At 61.3% G+C, this 19,083-nt stretch carries 13 protein-coding genes; 4 read left to right on the top strand and 9 right to left on the bottom strand.

The features are described from left to right. The first annotated feature begins 363 nt into the window (after positions 1 to 363). From ACILSI_RS19835 to ACILSI_RS19825, 3 genes are all read left to right on the top strand, one after another. Complete coding sequence (locus ACILSI_RS19835) at positions 364 to 1,134, top strand: alpha/beta hydrolase family protein (RefSeq protein ID WP_395723649.1); 771 nt, start codon at positions 364 to 366, stop codon at positions 1,132 to 1,134. 9 nt (positions 1,135 to 1,143) lie between these two features. Continuing rightward, positions 1,144 to 1,587, top strand: a complete 444-nt coding sequence (locus ACILSI_RS19830) for a nuclear transport factor 2 family protein (protein ID WP_395723648.1) — start codon at positions 1,144 to 1,146, stop codon at positions 1,585 to 1,587. A gap of 81 nt (positions 1,588 to 1,668) precedes the next feature. Continuing rightward, complete coding sequence (locus ACILSI_RS19825; protein WP_395723647.1) at positions 1,669 to 3,588, top strand: FG-GAP repeat domain-containing protein; 1,920 nt, start codon at positions 1,669 to 1,671, stop codon at positions 3,586 to 3,588. A 1-nt stretch (position 3,589) separates the two neighbouring features. Here the strand turns inward: ACILSI_RS19825 and ACILSI_RS19820 are convergent, their stop codons facing one another. The 9 genes from ACILSI_RS19820 to ACILSI_RS19780 form a co-directional block, all read right to left on the bottom strand. Then, positions 3,590 to 5,095 (bottom strand): sulfatase-like hydrolase/transferase, encoded by a 1,506-nt coding sequence (locus tag ACILSI_RS19820; protein WP_395723646.1) that lies wholly within the window; start codon positions 5,093 to 5,095, stop codon positions 3,590 to 3,592. Between the two features lie 52 nt (positions 5,096 to 5,147). Beyond that, positions 5,148 to 7,433 (bottom strand): hypothetical protein, encoded by a 2,286-nt coding sequence (locus ACILSI_RS19815; RefSeq protein WP_395723645.1) that lies wholly within the window; start codon positions 7,431 to 7,433, stop codon positions 5,148 to 5,150. 35 nt (positions 7,434 to 7,468) lie between these two features. After that, complete coding sequence (locus ACILSI_RS19810; protein WP_395723644.1) at positions 7,469 to 8,323, bottom strand: hypothetical protein; 855 nt, start codon at positions 8,321 to 8,323, stop codon at positions 7,469 to 7,471. After that, a complete protein-coding gene (locus ACILSI_RS19805; RefSeq protein ID WP_395723643.1) occupies positions 8,320 to 9,282 on the bottom strand; it encodes an alpha/beta fold hydrolase in 963 nt (320 codons plus the stop codon). Before ACILSI_RS19805 ends, ACILSI_RS19810 begins: the two co-directional genes overlap by 4 nt. Further along, the gene (locus ACILSI_RS19800; RefSeq protein WP_395723642.1) at positions 9,279 to 10,037 is read right to left on the bottom strand and encodes a M14 family metallocarboxypeptidase; all 759 of its coding nucleotides are present in this window, start codon (positions 10,035 to 10,037) and stop codon (positions 9,279 to 9,281) included. Before ACILSI_RS19800 ends, ACILSI_RS19805 begins: the two co-directional genes overlap by 4 nt. 46 nt (positions 10,038 to 10,083) lie before the next feature. Next, on the bottom strand, positions 10,084 to 10,944 hold the full coding sequence (locus tag ACILSI_RS19795) for a hypothetical protein (protein WP_395723641.1): 861 nt from the start codon (positions 10,942 to 10,944) through the stop codon (positions 10,084 to 10,086). A 6-nt stretch (positions 10,945 to 10,950) separates the two neighbouring features. Further along, a complete protein-coding gene (locus ACILSI_RS19790) occupies positions 10,951 to 12,366 on the bottom strand; it encodes a sulfatase (RefSeq protein WP_395723640.1) in 1,416 nt (471 codons plus the stop codon). 84 nt (positions 12,367 to 12,450) lie between these two features. Beyond that, positions 12,451 to 13,839, bottom strand: a complete 1,389-nt coding sequence (locus ACILSI_RS19785) for a neutral/alkaline non-lysosomal ceramidase N-terminal domain-containing protein (RefSeq protein ID WP_395723639.1) — start codon at positions 13,837 to 13,839, stop codon at positions 12,451 to 12,453. Between the two features lie 48 nt (positions 13,840 to 13,887). Continuing rightward, entirely contained in the window at positions 13,888 to 18,024 is a 4,137-nt protein-coding gene (locus tag ACILSI_RS19780; RefSeq protein WP_395723638.1) for a PVC-type heme-binding CxxCH protein, read from the bottom strand. Positions 18,025 to 18,103: 79 nt separating this feature from the next. On the opposite strand from ACILSI_RS19780, the gene ACILSI_RS19775 reads away from it, so the two are divergent. Next, on the top strand, positions 18,104 to 19,081 hold the full coding sequence (locus tag ACILSI_RS19775; protein ID WP_395723637.1) for a sugar phosphate isomerase/epimerase family protein: 978 nt from the start codon (positions 18,104 to 18,106) through the stop codon (positions 19,079 to 19,081). Positions 19,082 to 19,083: the final 2 nt, after the last annotated feature.

The following is a 19,083-nucleotide window of genomic DNA, read 5'->3' as shown; positions in this document are numbered from 1 at the left end:
GGTGGCTGCGGGAAGTTCTCCGGCGACTATCCAGAGTTCCTGCTGGCGTTGCTTGGTTTGGCGTTGCTCAAACATGCAGGGTTGTTCTCATCACCCAGGAGGAGAGGTTTTTCAACAGGCTGCTAAGGTTGTAGGGGTTGGAAGGTGGTCCTGCTCCAAACAAATGATTCGGCAGTTGGGCCTGCCCCAGCGTGGGGCAAACTAGAAACGTCGCACCTAAACACTCGTCTAGAGTTGCTCTGAACCAAAGGGCGGCAAGGGCTTTCATGGGCGGTACTCTGCTCATCAAGCATGACCCTTTGAGCAGTCTTGTGCAAAGAATTCCGCACAGAGGACTGTGCGGGCCACGTTGAATGTGTCGCCATGCGTTTTCTAATCCTCATCACCACCCTCCTCGCGCTGCCGTTGCTGGCGCAGGAGCCTTCCCCAGGCAAAGCTGAAATTTTCGAGGTCGAAGGTCACAAAGCTGTCTTGTATGCCGCGCCGACGTCTGCTGAAGGCAAACCATGGGTTTGGTATGCGCCAACGCTGAAGGCTGGTGTTTCACTCGCGGGGCAGAAGATGTATTTCGAGGCCTTCATGAAGGCGGGCATCAGTCTCGCGGGCTTCGACCTCGGCGAGGTGCGCGGCTCTCCGGCGAGTTCGGCGAAGTTCACGCTTTTTTACGATGCCATGGTCAAGCGTGGCTTTTCCGCGAAGCCGATCCTGCTCGGCCAAAGTCGCGGCGGCATGATGACGCTCGCCTGGGCGTTTCGGAATCCCGACAAGATCAAGGCCTGGGTCGGCATCTATCCGGTGTGCAACCTCGCAAGCTGGCCGCTGAAGAACTCGAAATCGCAAACGCTCGCCGACTATGCCCTGCCAGAGGCCGAACTCGTGGCACGACTGAAAGAGTTCAATCCCATCGACAACCTCGCCGGTCTCGCCGCCCACAAAGTGCCCATGTTCGCCGTGCATGGCGACAGCGATGTCGTCGTGCCCTACGACGACAACACGAAGATCCTCAAAGAACGCTACGAAGCCGCCGCCGGCTCCTTCAGCGTGAAAATCGTTCTCGGCGAAGGTCATAAGGTCGGCCCATCCTTCTTCGAGTGTCAGGAGTTGGTCGATTTTGTTCTGAAACACGCCAAATAACTCACCACCATGAAAACACTGATCGCCGCACTCTCGCTTCTTTTCGGCTTCCAAGTCTTCGCTGAAGATCATCCGAGCCTCGCGTCCGTCAAAACCGCCGACAAAGCTCGTGTGGCCGCGATGCAGTTGGGTGACCGCGAAAAGCTGGACGCGGTTTTCTCCGACGAGCTGCGCTATGCGCACTCGAACGGTATCGTGGACACGAAGAAGTCGTTCATCGAGATCCTCAGCGCTGGGAAGACAAAGTATGTCGGCTATGACTACGAGGAGCAGAATTTCACCTTCCCCGTGCCCGGCATCGCGCTCATGACGGGTCGTGCGCACGTCCAAGCCGAGTCGGAAGGCAAGGCGATGGATGCCGTGTTGAGCTTTCTGGCCGTGTGGCGCGAAGAAAAAGGCCAGTGGCGCTTTTTGGCGTGGCAGTCCTGCAAGCTGCCGGCGGCGGTGAAGTGAGTTCAAGTTTCGGCATCTCGGAGTCACAAATGCGGTTGAAGACCCGCGCGACGGCCTTCGTTCACGGGCTATCGAATGCCCATGAAGCCATTTGTCGCCGCTTTGATCCTCACCACCCTATGCCACGCTGCGGAGCCGCATCTGCCGCCGGGCACAAAGGCTTTGCCGTCAGCGGCTGAGAAAGGACGCGGGCCGTTGGCGCTGGTGAATTTGAATCATCATGTGCTGGGGCATGCGCAGGTGTTTGAAGGGAGGAATCCTGATTTGTTCGTGGCGGGCTACGGCGGGCCGCAGGCGGTGCATTTGTTCAAGTGGGTGGATACGGCGGAGAACGGAGCGCCGGTCTTCGCGGAGCCGGTGGTGGTGAAATGTGCCTTCAAGAACAAGGGCTGCGTGTTTCAGCGGTCGGATGGCCGTGTGGTCGGGCTGTGGATCGACAAGGAAGAGTTGGTGACGACGAGCTTTGATCGCGGGAAGCTCGAGTTTCGTGAATCAAAGCGCGAGAAACTGCCGAAGGCGGTGAAGTCGCCCTCGAGCCTCGGCGTGCTGGTGAATCGAGAGGGCTATGACATCGCGTTTGAGATGTCGAACGGTGCCAAAGGCACCGAAGGCAGCCCGAACACGGAGGAATGGCGGCCGTTCAACTCATCAGGGATCGCGGTTGGCGAATTGAGATATCGTTATCTCATCGGCTGGCCGGCGAAGGGCGAGGTGAGGCAGATCACGAAGACGCGGGACGAGGTGTTTTTCTCGATGCATGGCATCACGGGCATTGATCTGGGTGCCGGGCACGAGCGCGACATCATCACGGGCTCGCGGCAGGGGAATCTGGTGTTTTACCGCAACAAGGCAGCGAGCGGTTTTGATCTCGAAACGAAGCGACTTGTTGCGGGCGAAGATGGGAATGCGCTGCGGCATCCGAGCATCAATCCGAGCGTGGCGGCGTATCCGGGCGGCCTGATCGCGTGTGGAGAAGGCTCGCTGTATTTCTACCGCTTCACCGGCAAGTGGGCGAAGACGGGCGCGCCGGTGTTTGCGGAGCCGGTTTCGGTCTTGCAGGAGCATGCGGACCTCTACGCGGGCACGCTGCCCTCGCCGACGACGGTGGATTGGAATGGCGATGGCGTGCTGGACATCCTGGCGAGCAATTCTGAAGGTTTTGTGCTCTTCTTTGAAAACATCGGCAGCAATGACGAGCCGAAGTTTCTGCCAGCGACACGGGTGAAGGCAGGTGGGCGCGAGATTCAGGTGCAGGCGGGTTATTCCGGCAGTTTGCAAGGGCTGCAAGAAGCACGCTGGGGCTATCTCTCGCCGAATGTGATCGACTGGAACGGCGATGGCACGCTCGATCTCATCACAGGCGACATCACGGGCGATTACCTAATCTATCTGAATCGCGGCACAAAGACGGAGCCGAAACTTGACGCCGCCCATCCGCTTTACTGCGATGGGATCGACCTGCACGGCATGTGGCGCTGTCGTCCAGCACTGGCGAAGATCGGCGAGCGCATCGCGCTGGCGATCGTGGATGGCGATGATCACTTTCACCTCTACTGGCGCATCGACGACCACAACGTCGAGGACGGCGGTAAGCTGAAGCTCGACGATGGCAAACTCATCGGCACGAGCGGCGGAGTTGGCGGCATGAGCGGGCGCTGCAAGCTGGACTTCTTCGATTGGAATCAGGATGGGAATCTCGATTTTGTCATCGGCACGGGGCGTGTTGTTTCCATCCCAGATCGCGAAACGGGCCTGCCGATGCCCACCATCGGCAAGAAGACTCTCGGCACACCGCTGCTGATGTTGAACAAGGGTGACAACACCTTTGCGAGGCCGGTTCCGTTTCGTGATGGCGAAGGAAAGGTCATCCAGCCGGGCGGTGCTCATGAAACGGGTGCCGTTGGCACGATGCTGGGCAAGGACGGTCCGAACCTGCTCATCTGCAACGAGGCGGGACGGCTGTTCCTGCTGCCCGGGAAGAAGCTGAAGACCTCGCCGTGATTTACTTCACGAAGTCGGCGAACCCTGCTTCGGTGCGCTTCAGTTCGGCCTTCATCGCTTCGCGCAGCTTCGTGATGCGTTCAGCATGCGTCGGTTCGGCGATGAGGTTTTTGAGTTCTTCGGGGTCGTTGGTGAGATCATAGAGTTCTTCGCCTGATTGACCGTCGAGGTAATGCACGAGCTTGAAGTGATCCTGCACGACGGCGGAGTAAAGCGGCACGCCTTGGAAGTTGTCCTGCTTGCCTTGGGTGAGAATGGTTTGGCTGACCTTGGCGCCGTATTCGTTGCCCATGTGCTCGTAGTAGCAGGCGTGCGGCCAGGCGGTGTCGGACTTTTCGAGAAGCGGGGTGAGATCGCGGCCATGCACGGGCCATGAAACCTTCACGCCTGAGATGGCGAGGAAGGTGGCAGCGAGATCAGGCGCGTTCACCGATGCGTCACACACTTTGCCGGAGGGAAAACGAGCGGGCATGCTGATGATGAGCGGGGAGCGGTAGTTCGCGTCGTAAGGCGCGAGTTTGGTGCGGAAGCCGTGCTCGCCCATGCTGAAGCCCTGGTCGGCGGTGTAGATGATGAGGGTGTTGTCGTATTGGCCGGTCTCTTTGAGCGCGGCGATCAATTGGCCGACGCCTTCGTCGATGGCAGGCACGCACTCGTTCACCTGGCGCACCCAGTCATCGAAGCGCTTGGCTTTTTTCGTCTCGCCGAAGGCTTCACCACCCTTTTTGGCGATGGGATGGCCGTCTTCACCTTTGGCCCAGGCCTGCATTTTGTTGAGGTAATCAGGCTTGCCTTCGCGCGGCGGGAAGATGTCGGCAGGGACGGGGACTGCGGCGTCTTTGTAGCTGCCGAGATGGCGTTTCGCAGGCTTCGATGGGCCATGGACACTGCCGTAGCAGAGCCAGAGATACCAGGGCTTTGACGCGTCGCGCTTTTTGCCACGGATGTAATCGAGCGACCACTGCGTGTAGTTGTCCGCTGGATAACCGTCTACGGTCTGCTCCTTGCCGTCGATGCTCAGGATCTGCTTCTCGTAATACGCGCCGGCGTTCTCAGGATGCAGCGGGCGGTTCCAGACGATTTGATGATCCCAGTCGCGGCCCCAGCCGGAGTCGGTGCCCGTGTGCCACTTGCCGATGTGCGCGGTGTGATAGCCCTGCTGGCGCATCTGCGCGGGAATGAAGGGGCACTGCTGCGGATCATAAGTGCTGCCGGGATACTTGCCCGCCATGGACATGGACTCAATGCCATGCGGATGGCGTCCGGTGAGCAGCGTGGCACGCGAAGGCATGCACCAGGAGCCGAGATAGGCGGCGTGGAGGCGCACGCCATTTTTCGCCAGCGCGTCGATGTTTGGCGTCTTTACCCAAGGCCATGAGCCAGGGTAACAGCCGACGGTTTTCGTCGATTGGTCGTCGGCGTAGATGAAGAGGATGTTCGGCGGCTTCGGGACGGCGAAGGCCTGGCATGCCAGCAGGCAGAGGAGGAGCAGGGCGTGTGCTTTCATGGTGATGCGCGGTGAAACGTCACGCACGGCGGCGTTGTAGCCGCAAAGAAGCTTATGCGGCAGTTCCCTGCGATGGTGGCGGCAGCTTGGCTGATGGAGGACGAGGCACACCGGTTGGCGGTTTGGCCACCGGGGGGCGTGCCGTCGGTGGCGCGGGAGGGCGGGCCACAGGCTTCGTCACCACCACGGAAGACACTGGTTTGGCCGCAGTCATGGATGGCGGTGGAGGCGGCGGCTTGGCTCCTGGCACTGGCGGCGGTTTCACCACGGAGGCCGCAGATGGTTTTGACGCCGGATTGACGATGGAGGCGAGCACGGAGGACGGCGGCGGGGTCTGCGGCGCCTGCTTGGGCGCGTGAAGCTTTTGAATCAGCTCCCACAAGCGGAGTCCGCGCAGCAGCGGATGATTGCGCAAGGCGGCGAGCACGTTGTCCTTCGTCGCGGGTGGCTCGGTGGCGAGCTGGTCGTAGGATCCTTCGCGCTGCGCGGCAAGCACATGGCCCAGCGCGGCAAGCACGGCGGACTCAGATTCGGCGGTGTGATGGAAGGTGTTTTTGGCCTTGAACGTGTTCAGCAGCTCCATGGTGAGCTGGCCTGAAACGGGCGCCACGGCGTGGCGTAGTAGCAGGGTGTCTCCACTGGCACCTTGCAGCCGCTCCAGCACCGCGATGAGGCTGCCGCGCATCGCATCGCTGGTGACGATGCGCACCTTGCCGCCGCCCCACTCGAACCAGCGGTCGGTGCCGTCGAAGTTGTCGTAGGATTTGGGAATGTCGCCTTCGCTGATGGTGACGGGCGGGGCGACCATCAGCTCGATCAGATCACGCGCTCGTTCGCCGAGGTCGATGGCGCTTGCAGCCGAGGTGTCTTTTTTTGCTGTATCGACGGCCTGCTGCAGCAGCGCGTCGATTTTTTCCGTCAGCGGCGTCTGGGTGGCAATCACGGCCGCTGTGGGCGGTGGCGGGATGGATGGAGGCGAGGGAAGGGGGGAGGGAAGGGAAGCTGAAGCCGCCACCGGCGCGTCTTTGGGTTCTTCGACGACACGCACCGCCACCGGGGCTGTTTCTTCCGTGGCGGGAGCGCTCACCGGCGGAGGTGTGGTGACAACCACCGGCGCTGCTTCAGCCGCAGTTGCGACCACTTCCTTCGGAGCCTGCGTTTGCGGCACCTCCAGGGTGCGCGTGGCAAACACTTCTGCCGCCGCAGCGAGCAGATGACGCGGGAAGATGGCACCACCTGCGGTAAGACGCGCGATGTCTTCTTCAAGCAACGGATGAATCGTGGAAGTGATGCCGTCCTTCTGCCGCTGAGCGAGGAGGGCAGGGGCTTCGAGGCGGCAGTTGAGCAGCAGACGTTTCTGCTCGTTGGCGATGGGCAGCATGTCCACCACGGGCAGCCGGAAGCCGAGAGGCGCGTTCGAATCCGGCACGCCGACACGGCCGCGCAGGGCCTGCGTAAGCGCGGCGTCCCACATGGCGAAGCGTTCGGCTACGAGGCCGATCAGGACGACCCAATTTTCGCTTTGGTCGATCAGGGAGAATAGCAGGCGCTGCATCTCATCAAACTGGGGCTGCGTGGCAATGAGATCGAGCTGGTCGAGCACCAGAACGACGGGCGAGCCGGCCTGAGCGGCCAGTTTGCCGAAAAGCTGGATCACCAGGCCCATCTCCGCACGCGCGAGCGGCTCCGGCACGCCGAGGAATTTGAGTTCGTTCTCCGTGAGATAGGCCGCGCCGGAAAGCCACTGCGCGGCTAGGTGCTCCTTGTCCTCCCGCAGCACGTTGAGCAGGCAGCGCAGCACGCTGCGCGGCACCATGGGGTGCTCGGCCTCCAGCAACTGCACCGCCTGGTGGATCAGCTCCTTGCGCGATTCGAGCGCGATGTCCGCCCAGGCCTCGTGCAGCTCAGGGTAGGTCAGTTCTTGCTCGATCACCGGTTTCAACAGGGCGTAAGCGAGAAGTCGGAGCTGGCTGTAAGGCGACTCGGTGCCGTCCTTGCCCCGCGCCGGGTGACGCAGGCTGCTGACGAAACGCGCCAGGATGAAATTTTCCAGCGCCTCCGGCTGCAGCGGCGGGTTCGGCGCATACGCGTAAAAAATGCTGTCCGCGCACTCACGGCGCAGCCGCGCAAAGAGGTGCGACTTGCCGGAGCCGCCCGCGCCGCGCACGAAACGCACCTGGCTGCGGCGCTGTGCGCGCACTTGATCCACGGCAATCTTCAGCGCCCCGAACGGCACGGAGTGAATGTAGGGCACGTCTGGAAAAGCGGCGGCATTCCACAGGTCGTTCTCACCGACACTGGTGACGATGAACGGATTCAGGGCGGCGTAAGGAGACATGGTCTTGGGAGAGCTGTGCGGGCTGGCCGCCTTCATCAGGCGATCCAGCACCAGGAGTAACCGGGAGGGCCGAGAGACATGGGCACCAGCAGCGAGCGCTCGTGCTCCGGGAGGTCTTGCGGCCTTTCACAGGGTTCTAGCAGGATGCGCCCCTGGTTGTAAAGCGTCTCAAGCAAGTTTCGTAAAACCTGACTATCAGCGAGCCCTCCGTGTTCGTTGGCCCAGGCCGCGTAGCGGCCAAACGTGCGTGGGATGGGGATCATCATCGTGGAGGAGCGCAGCGCGTCCTGTTTATACCATTCGTGCAGCAGTGTCTCGTCCGGTTCGACCACGGATGGCACCTGCGGCGGCTCCACGCTGGCTGGTGCCTCATCGTCGAGCCAGGCCATGAAATCCACGAGAGTGGCGGCTTGCGAACGTGCGGCGTTCACTCCATCGAGCAGCTTCTGCACCGCACGCCGCTGCGTGGCGCTGAGGAGATCGGAAGGGCGCGGTTTCTGCGCGTAAACCAGCCGTTTTGCGCCCGGCAGCACAAAGGCGTCGCCTGCGCCGGAGAGTTGGGTCAAAGCGCTGTCAAAATGCGCTTGCAGCACCGCTGGCAGCTTCAGTTTCAACCTGGCCGCCGGCTGTTCCTTCTTTGCCGCATGGATGAGCGGCTTCAGCAGCGCGGCAGCGGCCAGTTCCTGGCTCAGGGGGGTGAAGAGTGACTTGGCACCTGATCCGATTCGGTTCAGCGAGCCGGTTGACACGAGCGCATCGAGCGCCGCAGTCACGTTTTTCGGCGTGGCGGCACGTCCGATGGCCGGTTTGACGAGTTTGGTGATCTGCGCGGCCTTTAGCGGCGCTGCCGCGCTTTGGAGCGCATCGAGAAGGGTGGTTTCGAGAGTCATCCGCGTGGGTGGGTTTGAATCTGCCGGTCGAGCCACTTGGCGACATCATGGACCACCTCCTCGCGCTGCACGTCATGCAGCAACAGATGATACGAGCGTGTGTACCACAGCAGTTTTTTGCTCCGGCTGCGCACCTCGGCAAAGAGCGACTGAATTTGATCTGCTGATGACAGAAAGTCATTCGGCGAGGCCACGAACAGCACCGGCATTTTCAGACGGTGCGCCGCGTCGGAGTTCTCATCCAGCATGCCGCCGATCGTGGTCAGCAGCCGCAGTGAGAAGGCGCTGATGTGGTGCGGCGTGACCGCCATCTGGCCGCCATGGGTGGAGGTGGATGTGACCTTGATCTTCGACTCGTCCACTCCGGCCAGCTCGCCGAGTGAGTAACGCGTGCGAGGCGAGAGCTTGGCCGCCGTTTCGAGCACGAAACGCTGGAACCCGCTCATTGTCATCCGCAGGCCCGCCACTGGCGAGGCGAGGATGATGCCCTTCGGGTCCGCGCGGTTGCCCAGCAAGTCCGCCGCCGTGTGCAGCGCGATGAGGCTGCCCAGGCTCTCCCCATACCAGAACACTGGTGTTTTCGGGTGCCGCCGCCGCACCAGGCTGTGAAACGTGGCCAGATCCAGCTCCCACGCCTGCTCGCCTGAGATGTCGCCGCGCTCCGCCATCACAGGGTCGTTGCCTTGCCCGCGCAAATCGTAGGCATAGACGGTGTAGCCGCGTTTCGGCAGTTCCTGCCCCAGATACCAGAAATCCGACTTCGCGCCGCTCAGACCATGCACGGCGATGACCACGCCGCGCGGCTTCGTTCCCACCGGCACGGCCCACGACTGCCACGGCATCGTTTTGCCATCGTGACTGACCCACTCGGTCGCGTTCAACACCGGACGAATGCCTGATGGCTTGAACGTCGAGCAACCGGCAAGCACCAGCGCGATCATGATCCAAAGCGGCTTCATGACGCGGGAAACGCCTCCATCGCTGCCTTGATGAAGCTTGCCTGGGCACGCACGCGCGTGTCGAGATCAAATTCCGATGGCGTTTCAAACGTCACTGTCAGCGGGCAGCCGCGCTGATGCAGTTCGATGGCCTCCGGCATGCCCGGCAGATGCGTCGGCAGTGTGCGGCGTCGGATCACGCCGCCCTTGGCCCGCTGGCCGTCGATGTTCTTTCGTGGATCAGGCGCGATCACACTCGAGCATCGTTCGATGATGCCATGCCCCGCTGTCTGCCGCGCATGATTCAGCTCATAGAGGTAAATGCCCTGCGCGTCGTAGTCCTCGTGCAGGCACAAACCAAAACGCATCGCCTTTCCGGTGATCCAGCGCTGCCACGGCCCGCAGATCACATCCTCCGCATCGTGAAAACGGCGGTTGATGTCGATCCCGCGATGATCCGCCCGCGTGTTCAACGTGAGACCGACCGGATTCAGACATGGCGCGATCAAAAACGACCCACGCTTCAGCTCACGCACCTGCTTTTCTGCCCAGGTGAGCAGGCCCCACGCCGCGCCCGGCTCATCTCCATGCACTCCGCTGGAAAGATAGGCGGCGGGCATGCCTTTCTGCGCCGCCGCTGATTCAATTGCGAGCACCGGCAGCCCGTCCACCTCGCAGAGCGTCCTCACCTGGCACCCGGATTTACGCGCGAGCATGCGCCAGCGCTGGATGAGGTGCCGCGCGTCATGCGCGCGATGGTTGGGGAGCAGCTTCACGAGCGCGGAGCATGGCCGGGCTTCGTCATTCGTCATTCGGATTTCGTCATGGAGTCTTGGGATTCTTCCCCGGCATCAAACTCAGCGTCCCCCACTGCCGCAGGTTCGTCCGCTTGTTCTTTTCGCCTGCGAACCAGTCCTCGTGATGAAAATTTCCGAAGTTCCCCGCGCCCTTCTCCTTCTCATCCAGATCACCGACGGCGATGTTCATGCCCATTTTCACCTCCTTCTCGCCCGGCGTGAAAAACTTCCCCGGCAAGATTTCGAGGCATGGATCAAAACTCACCGCCCACTCGATGATGTAGCCCTTTCCTCCAGGCAAAAACTTCGTCACCGCCTCCATCGCACCTGTTTTGATCCAGCGCTGATACGTTTCCCACGCCTTCGCATCGGATCGCGGCTCGCCTTCCAGCAAACCGCCTTTTCCCACGCCACCGACCCGCGACTTCGTCAGATTGCAAACCATCTGCCAGGAAGTGCCGTCACCCGCCGCGTTTTCATCGCCCTTCCAGGTGTGGGTGGCGTTGATGAGCAGTTCCATCTCATCGCCAAACCATGGCCAGCCCTCGCGCGTCAGCTCATGCGCCTTCGCATTTTTCTCCGGCAGCCAGCGAGGTGTGTCGATGCCGTAGAGCACGTCATCCGTCACCCGGAATGCGAAGTAGAGCCGCTTTGCATCAAACTTCACCCAGCCGGTGAGCGACAGGTCTTTCTGGTCCGTCGTGGGCGAGAACTGCGGTGTCCATCCCTCCACGCCTTCCAGTTTCGCCGCGTCATCCCACTCTCCTTTTTCGATCACGCCATCCACCTTCGGCGTCGTTCCGCGATACGCCTGCAACTCGCGCGGCCACTCGCCCGCCAAAGTCACTCCGCTCAATGCCAGCCAGATCATCACTCGAAACTTCATAACTTATCACCCCTCCTTTTTCTTCTTCCCTTTCTTCTCCTGTGGCGGCTTCGTGCTCCCCTCGTTCTTTGCCACCTCCTCCGGCTCGGGGATGCGGCCCTGGTCATTGGTCTGCTCAATCCAATTCGTCAAAACTTCACTCAGCCGCTCCAGCGCCCGGCGATGCTCGGGTTGATTCGACTTGGCGAGGTTCTTGATCTGATGCGGATCGTTTTCCAAATCGTAGAGCTCCTCCTCCGGCATCGTCGGCGCGGCCAGAACGGCCTGCTCCGGCGTCAGCTTGTCCTGCGCGGCCAGTTCCTTGATCAGATTCCACACGGGATACTGCTTCTCCTTGTAGGCGTTGAATTGCAGGAAAGGACGGTCCGGCGTGAAGTTCCGAATGTAGCGGTAGCGCGCGTCTCGCACCGTGCGCAGGCGGAAAACCGTCATGTCACAGCGATCCCGCGCTCCGAAAACGTACTCCCGCGCCGGTTCCGCCTTCGCACCCGTGAACACCTGGCCCTGCATGCCCGTGGGCTTCGCAATGCCCGCCCATGCCAATGAGGTGGCCGTCAGATCGATCGACATCAGCAGCCGGTCACTCACTTTTCCGGCCTCGTAACCCGCCGGAGCCGCCACACCTGACGGCCAACTCAGGATGAACGGCACGTTCAGCCCCTCTTCATAGCAGAACTGCTTCGCGCGCACATGCGCCGCGCCGTTGTCGCCCACGAAGCAGATCACCGTGCTTTCCAGCAGGCCGTCGCGCTTCAGCAGTTCCATGATCTTGCCTATCTTCCGGTCCAGTTCTGTGGCTGCGTCGAGGTACTGCGCCCAGTCCTTCCGTGTCACCTCATGCTCGGGGTAGTAGGGTGGGATCTCCACCTTCGCCGGGTCGGCATGCGGTGCGCCGTGGAAGGTGCGGTGCGTTTCCTGGAAGTTCACCTGCGCATAAAATGGCTGGTGCGTCTTCAGATCATTCCAGTTCGCCGATTGAAACGGCTTCATCGGCGGCGCGAAATTCCAGTCGGTCTTGGCTGAGCCCTTGAAGCCCGCCTCCTGTGGCAGTTCCTTCACATTTGCCGTGAAATACCCCGCCTCGCGCATCCGCTCGCTGATCAGCTTCACCCCTGCCGGCAGCGTGTAGCCGTCATCCCGATGCGAGCGGTGATGGTGCGCACCGATGGTCGTCTGATACATTCCCGTGTTGAAAGCCGACCGGCTGGCCGAGCACACCGGCGCCGTCGTGTAATAGCGTGTGAAGCGCATCCCCTTCGCCGCCAGTCCGTCCAGCACAGGCGTGGACACCTCCTTCGTCCCGTAGCATCCGAGATGCGGCCCGAAATCCTCCGCGATGAGCCAGAGGATGTTCGGACGTTTGTCTTGGGCCGAAAGCGTGGTGACAAAAGCGAGGCCGAAAAGAACGAGAGCGCGGATCATTCGTCTAGCATGCGCGAAAACACGTCCGCGACGCAAGAGCGGATTTGCAGGCAGGCGACTTTGCCTGCTAAGCAGACCCACACCTCACTTTTGGATCATCTCCTGCACCTTTCCAATGATGCGCTCCTCCAGCGTGTCGGCGAACTTGTCAGGATGCAGCGGATTCGACCAATACATCAATGAGCGGAAGGCCTCGTAGCCGCCTTCGTGCAGCACGCGCTTGCTCGGGATGTAGGCCAGGATGTCGTTGCTGTAACCAGCGACCCACAAGCGGCCTGGGCCGCTGAACTCGCGCTTCAAGCGCAGCGAGTAATCCACACACGTCTCACCGCTGAGCGCCACGAAGGTCATGTCGCTGCCAAAACGCACGGTTTGAATCGGGTAATCGTAGTGATCACGCAGGCCGCCATTCTTGATCGCATACAGCCGCCTCTCGTCCCACTTGCGGAGATACTTCTCGTAGCCGGGGTCATAGCCTTCACCGCTGCTGAGACGCTTCTCGATCACCTCGGCCGTCGGGATCGACTGGTAATCAAGCCGCGTCGTCTGCCAGTCGATGCGCAGTGGGCCGTGGATCGGTTTCGGCTTCGCATCAATCGCCGCCTCCACCGCGGTGGCGAGGCTTTGGCCGTGACGCAGACTGAAGATCGGGCTGAAGCGCGGATACGCGTTCTGATCACCGCCGCAGCCCATCATGAACAGCGCGATGGTGCCCGGATGCGCTTCCTCGATCAACTGTTGCGCATGGCCCGCGTAATCACCGTGCCACTGCTTGATGCTCATCGACGTGTTGTGGCAGGCGTAGCCGAAGACAATCGCGCTCAGCTTGCCCGCCGCCGTGTTCACCGTGAGCGCCGGCACATCATGATCGACGACACCTTCGGGATTCGGGCTGTTCAAATAGGGATCGCCCGTCGGCCTGTCGCTCTTCAGCCGTCGGTTCATCGCGAAACCACAACGCGCATGCCCATAGCTCACCGTCGCCGGTTCCAGATGCTGCAAGGCCTCGCCGATGATGCCGACGATCTTGTCCGTCAGAAACGCGTTGTAGCGCAGGCAGCGCTCTTTCCGCAGCGGATCGGTGAAGCTCATGAACTCCAGCTCCGTGTAGCGCAGCTCCGGCCCGCAGTGCGTGTGCGAGCAGTTGAGCAGCAGCGCCTTCTCCGGCAGCCCAAACTTCGCCTTCACCGCCGCCGCCACCGCGTCGCGGAGCTGGTAGGTTACCTCCACCAGATCAAGCGTCACCATGACGAAGCGCGCGCCTTGCTTGTCCTCAATGGCGAGCGACTTCGCAAACAACTCCATCGCCGTGCCTTCCGCCGGCACCTCACGATTCGCGAATCCGGCGAGATACATCGGCTCCGTCGGCGTGATGACCGCCTTCGCCGCCGCGGCTTTCCATTCGGCGGTTTGCGCCGCAGCTTGAAGAACGAAGACTGCCGCGAAGACGATGATGTGAAGAAGCTTGCTCATGATCGGAGTCATACGCTCCTCTGGCATGACTTATCGCCGCCGCATGTCTCACTCCCGCCTGCTCAGCAGATACTTCAGCAACTCCAGCGCCTTCCGTTCCGGCAGCGCTTCGAGTAAACCGGGTGGCATGAGGGACACGGGTGTCTTCTGGCGGTCTTTGAGGTCGGATTTCGAGATGACGACGCTTTCAGTCACGGTGCGTGCGGTGATGGCGGTGTCCGTTTCCTGCTCGATGACGCCGGAGACGACGCTGCCGTCTTTTTTGGTCAAAACGTGAAGCTGGAAGTTGTCTCCGACGACGGCGTTCGGATCGATGATGTTCTCCAAAAAGTAGTCGAGGCCGTTGCGCCACGATCCGGCGAGATCGGGGCCGAGTTTGCCGCCCACGCCGCCCATCGCGTGACACACGGCGCAGAGCTGTTGGAAGGTCTGCTCGCCCGATTTCGTATTGAAGGCCCACAGCGGTGCGGATTCATAGGCCTTCTTGAGCTTCGCGATGCTCGCCTTCGCCGCGGTGCTCGATTCATTCACCTTGCCCCACGTCACGTCGAGCAGCGTGTTGATCTCCGCGTGGTTCAGATTGCGCATCTGGCGGATTTGCAGGCTGCTGAGGTGCTTCTTGTTGAAGCTGCCAGTTTTTACGGCCTCAAGCAGCGGCTTGGCGAGTTCCGCACGGCTCGTGAGCACCCCGAGCACGACACGACGATTTGCGGCATCGAGCGCTTCAAAGCGCTGCATCAGCGCCGCAGCCGTTTTCGGGTCATTCGAGCGCGAAAGCAGCGGAATCACCGCCGTGGTGAAAGCAGGCTCGTCGAGCAGCTTCGCGAAGATCGGCGTCGATTCGGCATCGCCGGTGCGTTTGAGCAAATCGAAGGCCGCGCGGCGCTGCGGCAGCGGTTTGGCCGTGTCCGCCAAAAGCGCGCGCATCTCCCTTAGCACCGCTTGGTCTCCAAAAAGCGCCGAAAGCTCATCCGTAATGGGGGCATTCCTGCCCCCATCTTCCGGGGCAGGAATGCCCCGGCTACGCAGTTCCGGCCAGGCCTTCGGCATCTCGACCTTGGCCTCATCCTTCAACGAAAACGCCAGCAATTTCAGATCCCGCGGCGTTTTCAGCGTCTTCACAAGCGCCTCGCGGCCTTCGGCGCTCTTTCCGGCAAACCAGCGGATCGAATCAGCCAGCGAAGGCATCGGCGTCTTCTCCGCCAGCGCCAGACCCCTCGCCCAATCCTGCTCAATGACACGCGCGAGACCGAACCAGATCATCTTCGGCAGAAAGCGGTCATCCTTGTCCTCGCCATGCATCGCCAGCGCCGAGGCGACCTCCCAAACCGTCTTCGCATCCAGATTCGGCAACACCGACGCCAGAGCGAGGCGCACGGTGGGCGAAGGATCAGTCTGCGCGAGATTCAGCAGTGTTTCATAGCTGAGCTTCGATTTCCCGGCTTCTTCCGTGGCGAGTTGGATGGTCCAGGAGCGAACGATGTCAGAACTGCTCTTGATGAGCGGCTCCATTTGCAGCTTGTCCAGTGCCTTGGCACCATGGAGCAGCCACATCAGCCTCAGTTTGAGTTCAGGTGCGGCGTCCGGCTGTGAAATCATCGTCACTCCATTGGCCATAGCATCAAACGGCGCGGGCCTTTCCTGAATCAGCTTTCGAGCCATTCGCGCATTCCAGTCGCTGTCGCTGCGCTGGAGCTTCAGGAGTTGATCGTCTGCCATCTTCCCCAAATCCACCTTCACCGGCTTATACGTCTCCTTCCACGAGATGCGGTAGATGCGCCCATTGCTGCGGTCCCATTTTTCGTCGTCGGGATTGTGGCAGTGCTGGGTGTCGGTCCAGTCGATGACATAGACGGCGCCGTCGGGGCCGGTTTGGAGATCGACGGGGATGTAGTCGGGCGCGGAGCTGTAAAGCAGGTCGTAGCCGGCATGAAACGTCTCGTAGCCGCTGCCGGTGCGAACCATGTGCTGATGATTGAGCTGATGACCGTGCAGGTTGTGCGTGAAGAGATGATCGCGGTAGATCGCGGGCCAGTTGTCGCCGTTGTAGATCATCGTGCCGACGTGCGAGTGGCCGCCATACACGGCGGTGGTGCCCGGTTTGCCAGCTCCGCCTTCGCCGCTATCGTATCGCGCGGAGGCGGGCAGGTGGTTTTGCAACTCCGGCGCGAAATCCGGCGCGGTGGCGGAGATGAAGGGCGCGTAGTTTGAGTTTGATTGATTCCAGAACTGGCCGTTGCGGATGGCATTGGTCGTGCCGCCTTTGCCGAAGAAGCTGCGGCAGTGCGTCATGAAGAGATGGCCGTTGCTGTTGTAGTCGAGCCCCCACTGGTTCGATCCGCCGTGGCAGAACACCTCAAACACATGCCGCACCGGATGATAGCGCCACACACCCGCGCGCATCGTCACGCGATCCTTCGCCTCCGCACCCGGCTTGCCGATAGCGCTCGTGTTGAAGACACCTTGATTGCCATAAAGCCAGCCGTCCGGCCCCCACAGGAAGCTGTTCAGCGTTTCGTGCGTGTCTTGATAACCGAAGCCGTCGAGGAGGATCTTCGGCTCGCCTGCCTTGTCGTTCGCGTCCTTCGGAATGAACATCAAATACGGCGCGGCACCAACCCACACGCCGCCAAAGCCCACCTCGATGCCGCTGACGAGATTCAGTCCTTCGCAGAACACCTTCCGCGTCTCAAAGCTGCCATTCCCATCTGCGTCTTCCAAAATGGTGATGCGATCCTTCCCCTGGCCTTCGGGCTGACGATTCGGATACGAAAACGCCTCCGCAATCCACATGCGCCCGCGCTCATCGAAGCAAAACGCGATCGGCTGCTTCACATCCGGCTCCTTCGCGATCAACTCGATCTGAAAGCCGTCCTGCACACGCATCTCCGGCAAATCCTTCGACGGATTCGGCAGCAGGTGCCAGAGCACGGGGCTTTCATCGCCACGCTTCGCACGGTCGCCGCTGATGGTGAACGTGCTGGCAGCAAAACTCGGCTTCTCGGCGTGAAACGCGAAGTCATCGAAGTTCACATGTCCCCAGCCGCCTTTGAATTGATCGACGATGCGAATGAAGATGCGCTTTCCGGAGACGCCTTCGAGATTCACCGCCACGCGCTTCATGTTCTCCTGCTGCGCGGCGCTGCTGCTGTGAATCACCTTGCCGCTCGCTTCATCGACGATCTCCACGCGCTCCGTTTTCGCATCCGGCGCCGCGCCAATCAAAAAGCTCGCCCACGGATGCGTGGCCACAAAACTCGATGACGTGAGCGTGCCGGTGCCCTTGTCGCCGATGCGCTCGTAGCCGCCGAGCCAGAACCTGCCCGCGTGCTGCGAGTTGCCGCGTTTGCGGGCCGCGACGGTGTCGCCTTCGACCGGTTGCTTCTCCCACGCATCGCCTTCGGCCTTCCAGCCTTCGAGCGTGCCCTTTTCGAAGCCGAGATTGAGTTCCAGTGGCGGCGCGATGCTCTCCACGTTGCTTTTCACCTCCGAAGGCTTCACATCGGCACGCTGCGGCATCGCTGTCTTGCCGAGATGCGTGAGCTGCACATTGCGGAACTGAATCTTCGCCGGTCCCGGGCCGCTGTGGAGCTGAAACGCGATCTTGCCGCTCCACTCGGCCGCTTTGGCCTCATGATCGTCGAGCACGCTCATGAGCACATCATTCACGCGCACCTCGACGTGTGAGGCGGTGGCGGTGATTCGGTATTGGTTCCACTCGCCGGGCTTGATGACGCTTTGCAGGCTCTTTGGCTCCGCAAACACATCCGTCCACCGACGACCATCTGGAGCGATGTTCACGCGCGAGCCGCGCTCACAGATCAAAGCACGCCCATGCTCGTCGTAGATGCGCCCGAGCCACACCGCGCCTTGATCGAGATCGGCTTGATAGCCGCTGGCGTGTCCATCCGGACTCTGCTGGCAGCGGAACTGGATGCCGCTGTTCGCGCTGGGCCCGCCGGTGATGCGAAACCCGACCGTGAGATCGAAGTCATGCACCTCGCCATCCCAAAAGATCCATTCGTTGCCCTTCAGCGGCTTGTCGGAAGGGATTTCGCCGGTGATGGCACCGTCTTCGACGCGCCAGTGCTCCGCTTTACCGCTCCAATGCGTGAGCGTCTTGCCGTCGAAGAGGGATTCGGCGTGGAGGGGAAGTGCGAGCAGCAGGGCGAGGAGCGGCTTCATGGCTTAGTCAGACGACTTTGACGGCTCTGACCTGTCAGATGGCAACAACTTGTTCTCGTGGCACGTTTGGCTTCGACCGATGAAACCAACCACCTTCTCGCCCTCCCGCCGTCAATTCCTCGCCACTGCTGGCGCTGCGTCGCTGTCGCTGCTGTCCTCGTCGAATGCGGCGACGTTCAAAACGGTGATCAAGAAGGCCAAGATCGTCGGCAAGCCGGAGGAGAAGTCCTTGCTTGAGCTGAAGGAGGCCGGATTCGATGGCGTGGAGGTCTCGCATCTCTTTGATGACGAGACGGAGGCCAAAAAGGCGCGCGAACTCGTCGAAGGCATCGGTTTGAAGGTGCACTCCGTGCTGCGTGGCTGGGCGGAGTTCAACAGCGATGATCCCGGTCAGGTCGCAGCGAGCTACGCGGTCACCGAGAAGGCGCTGCGCACGGCGAACTGGCTCGGCGCGGAGACGATCCTGCTCGTGCCATGCCGTGTTGGCGGGCCGACGGTGAAGATGCCGGAGCCATGGGAGTTTGACATCGAGTTTGATGAGAAGACCGGTCACGTCAGCCGTGTGGTGAAGGGCGACAACACGCCGTTCGCCCGCTACATCATGCTGCAAAACAAGTCCACGGACGGATCGAAGGAGCAAGTGACGAAGCTCATTCCGCTGGCGGAAAAACTGAACGTGATCATCGGCCTCGAGAACGTCTGGAACAACCTCTGGGTGCGCCCGGACCTCTACAAGAACTTCGTCGCGTCCTTCAACCATCCGTTAGTGCAGGCCTACTACGACGTGGGCAACCATGTGAAGTATCTCGTGCCCGTGCATGACTGGATTCACACGCTGGGCGGCCTCATCAAGAAGATCCACATCAAGGACTACGCGCTCGCGCCGGACAACAAGAGCGGCAAGTTCGTGCATCCGCGCGATGGCAGCATCGACTGGCCAAAGATGCGCCAGGCGCTCGACGATGTCGGCTACCACGGCTGGATCACGCTCGAAGACGGCGGCCTGCCGCTGCCGGAGTTCAACGACCGCCTCAACAAGATCATCGCCGGAGTCTGAGT

Source organism: Prosthecobacter sp. (assembly GCF_044232965.1).
Lineage (GTDB): Bacteria > Verrucomicrobiota > Verrucomicrobiia > Verrucomicrobiales > Verrucomicrobiaceae > Prosthecobacter.
The sequence above is the reverse complement of the archived record's forward strand: the minus strand, read 5'-3'. Positions and strand labels throughout refer to the sequence as shown.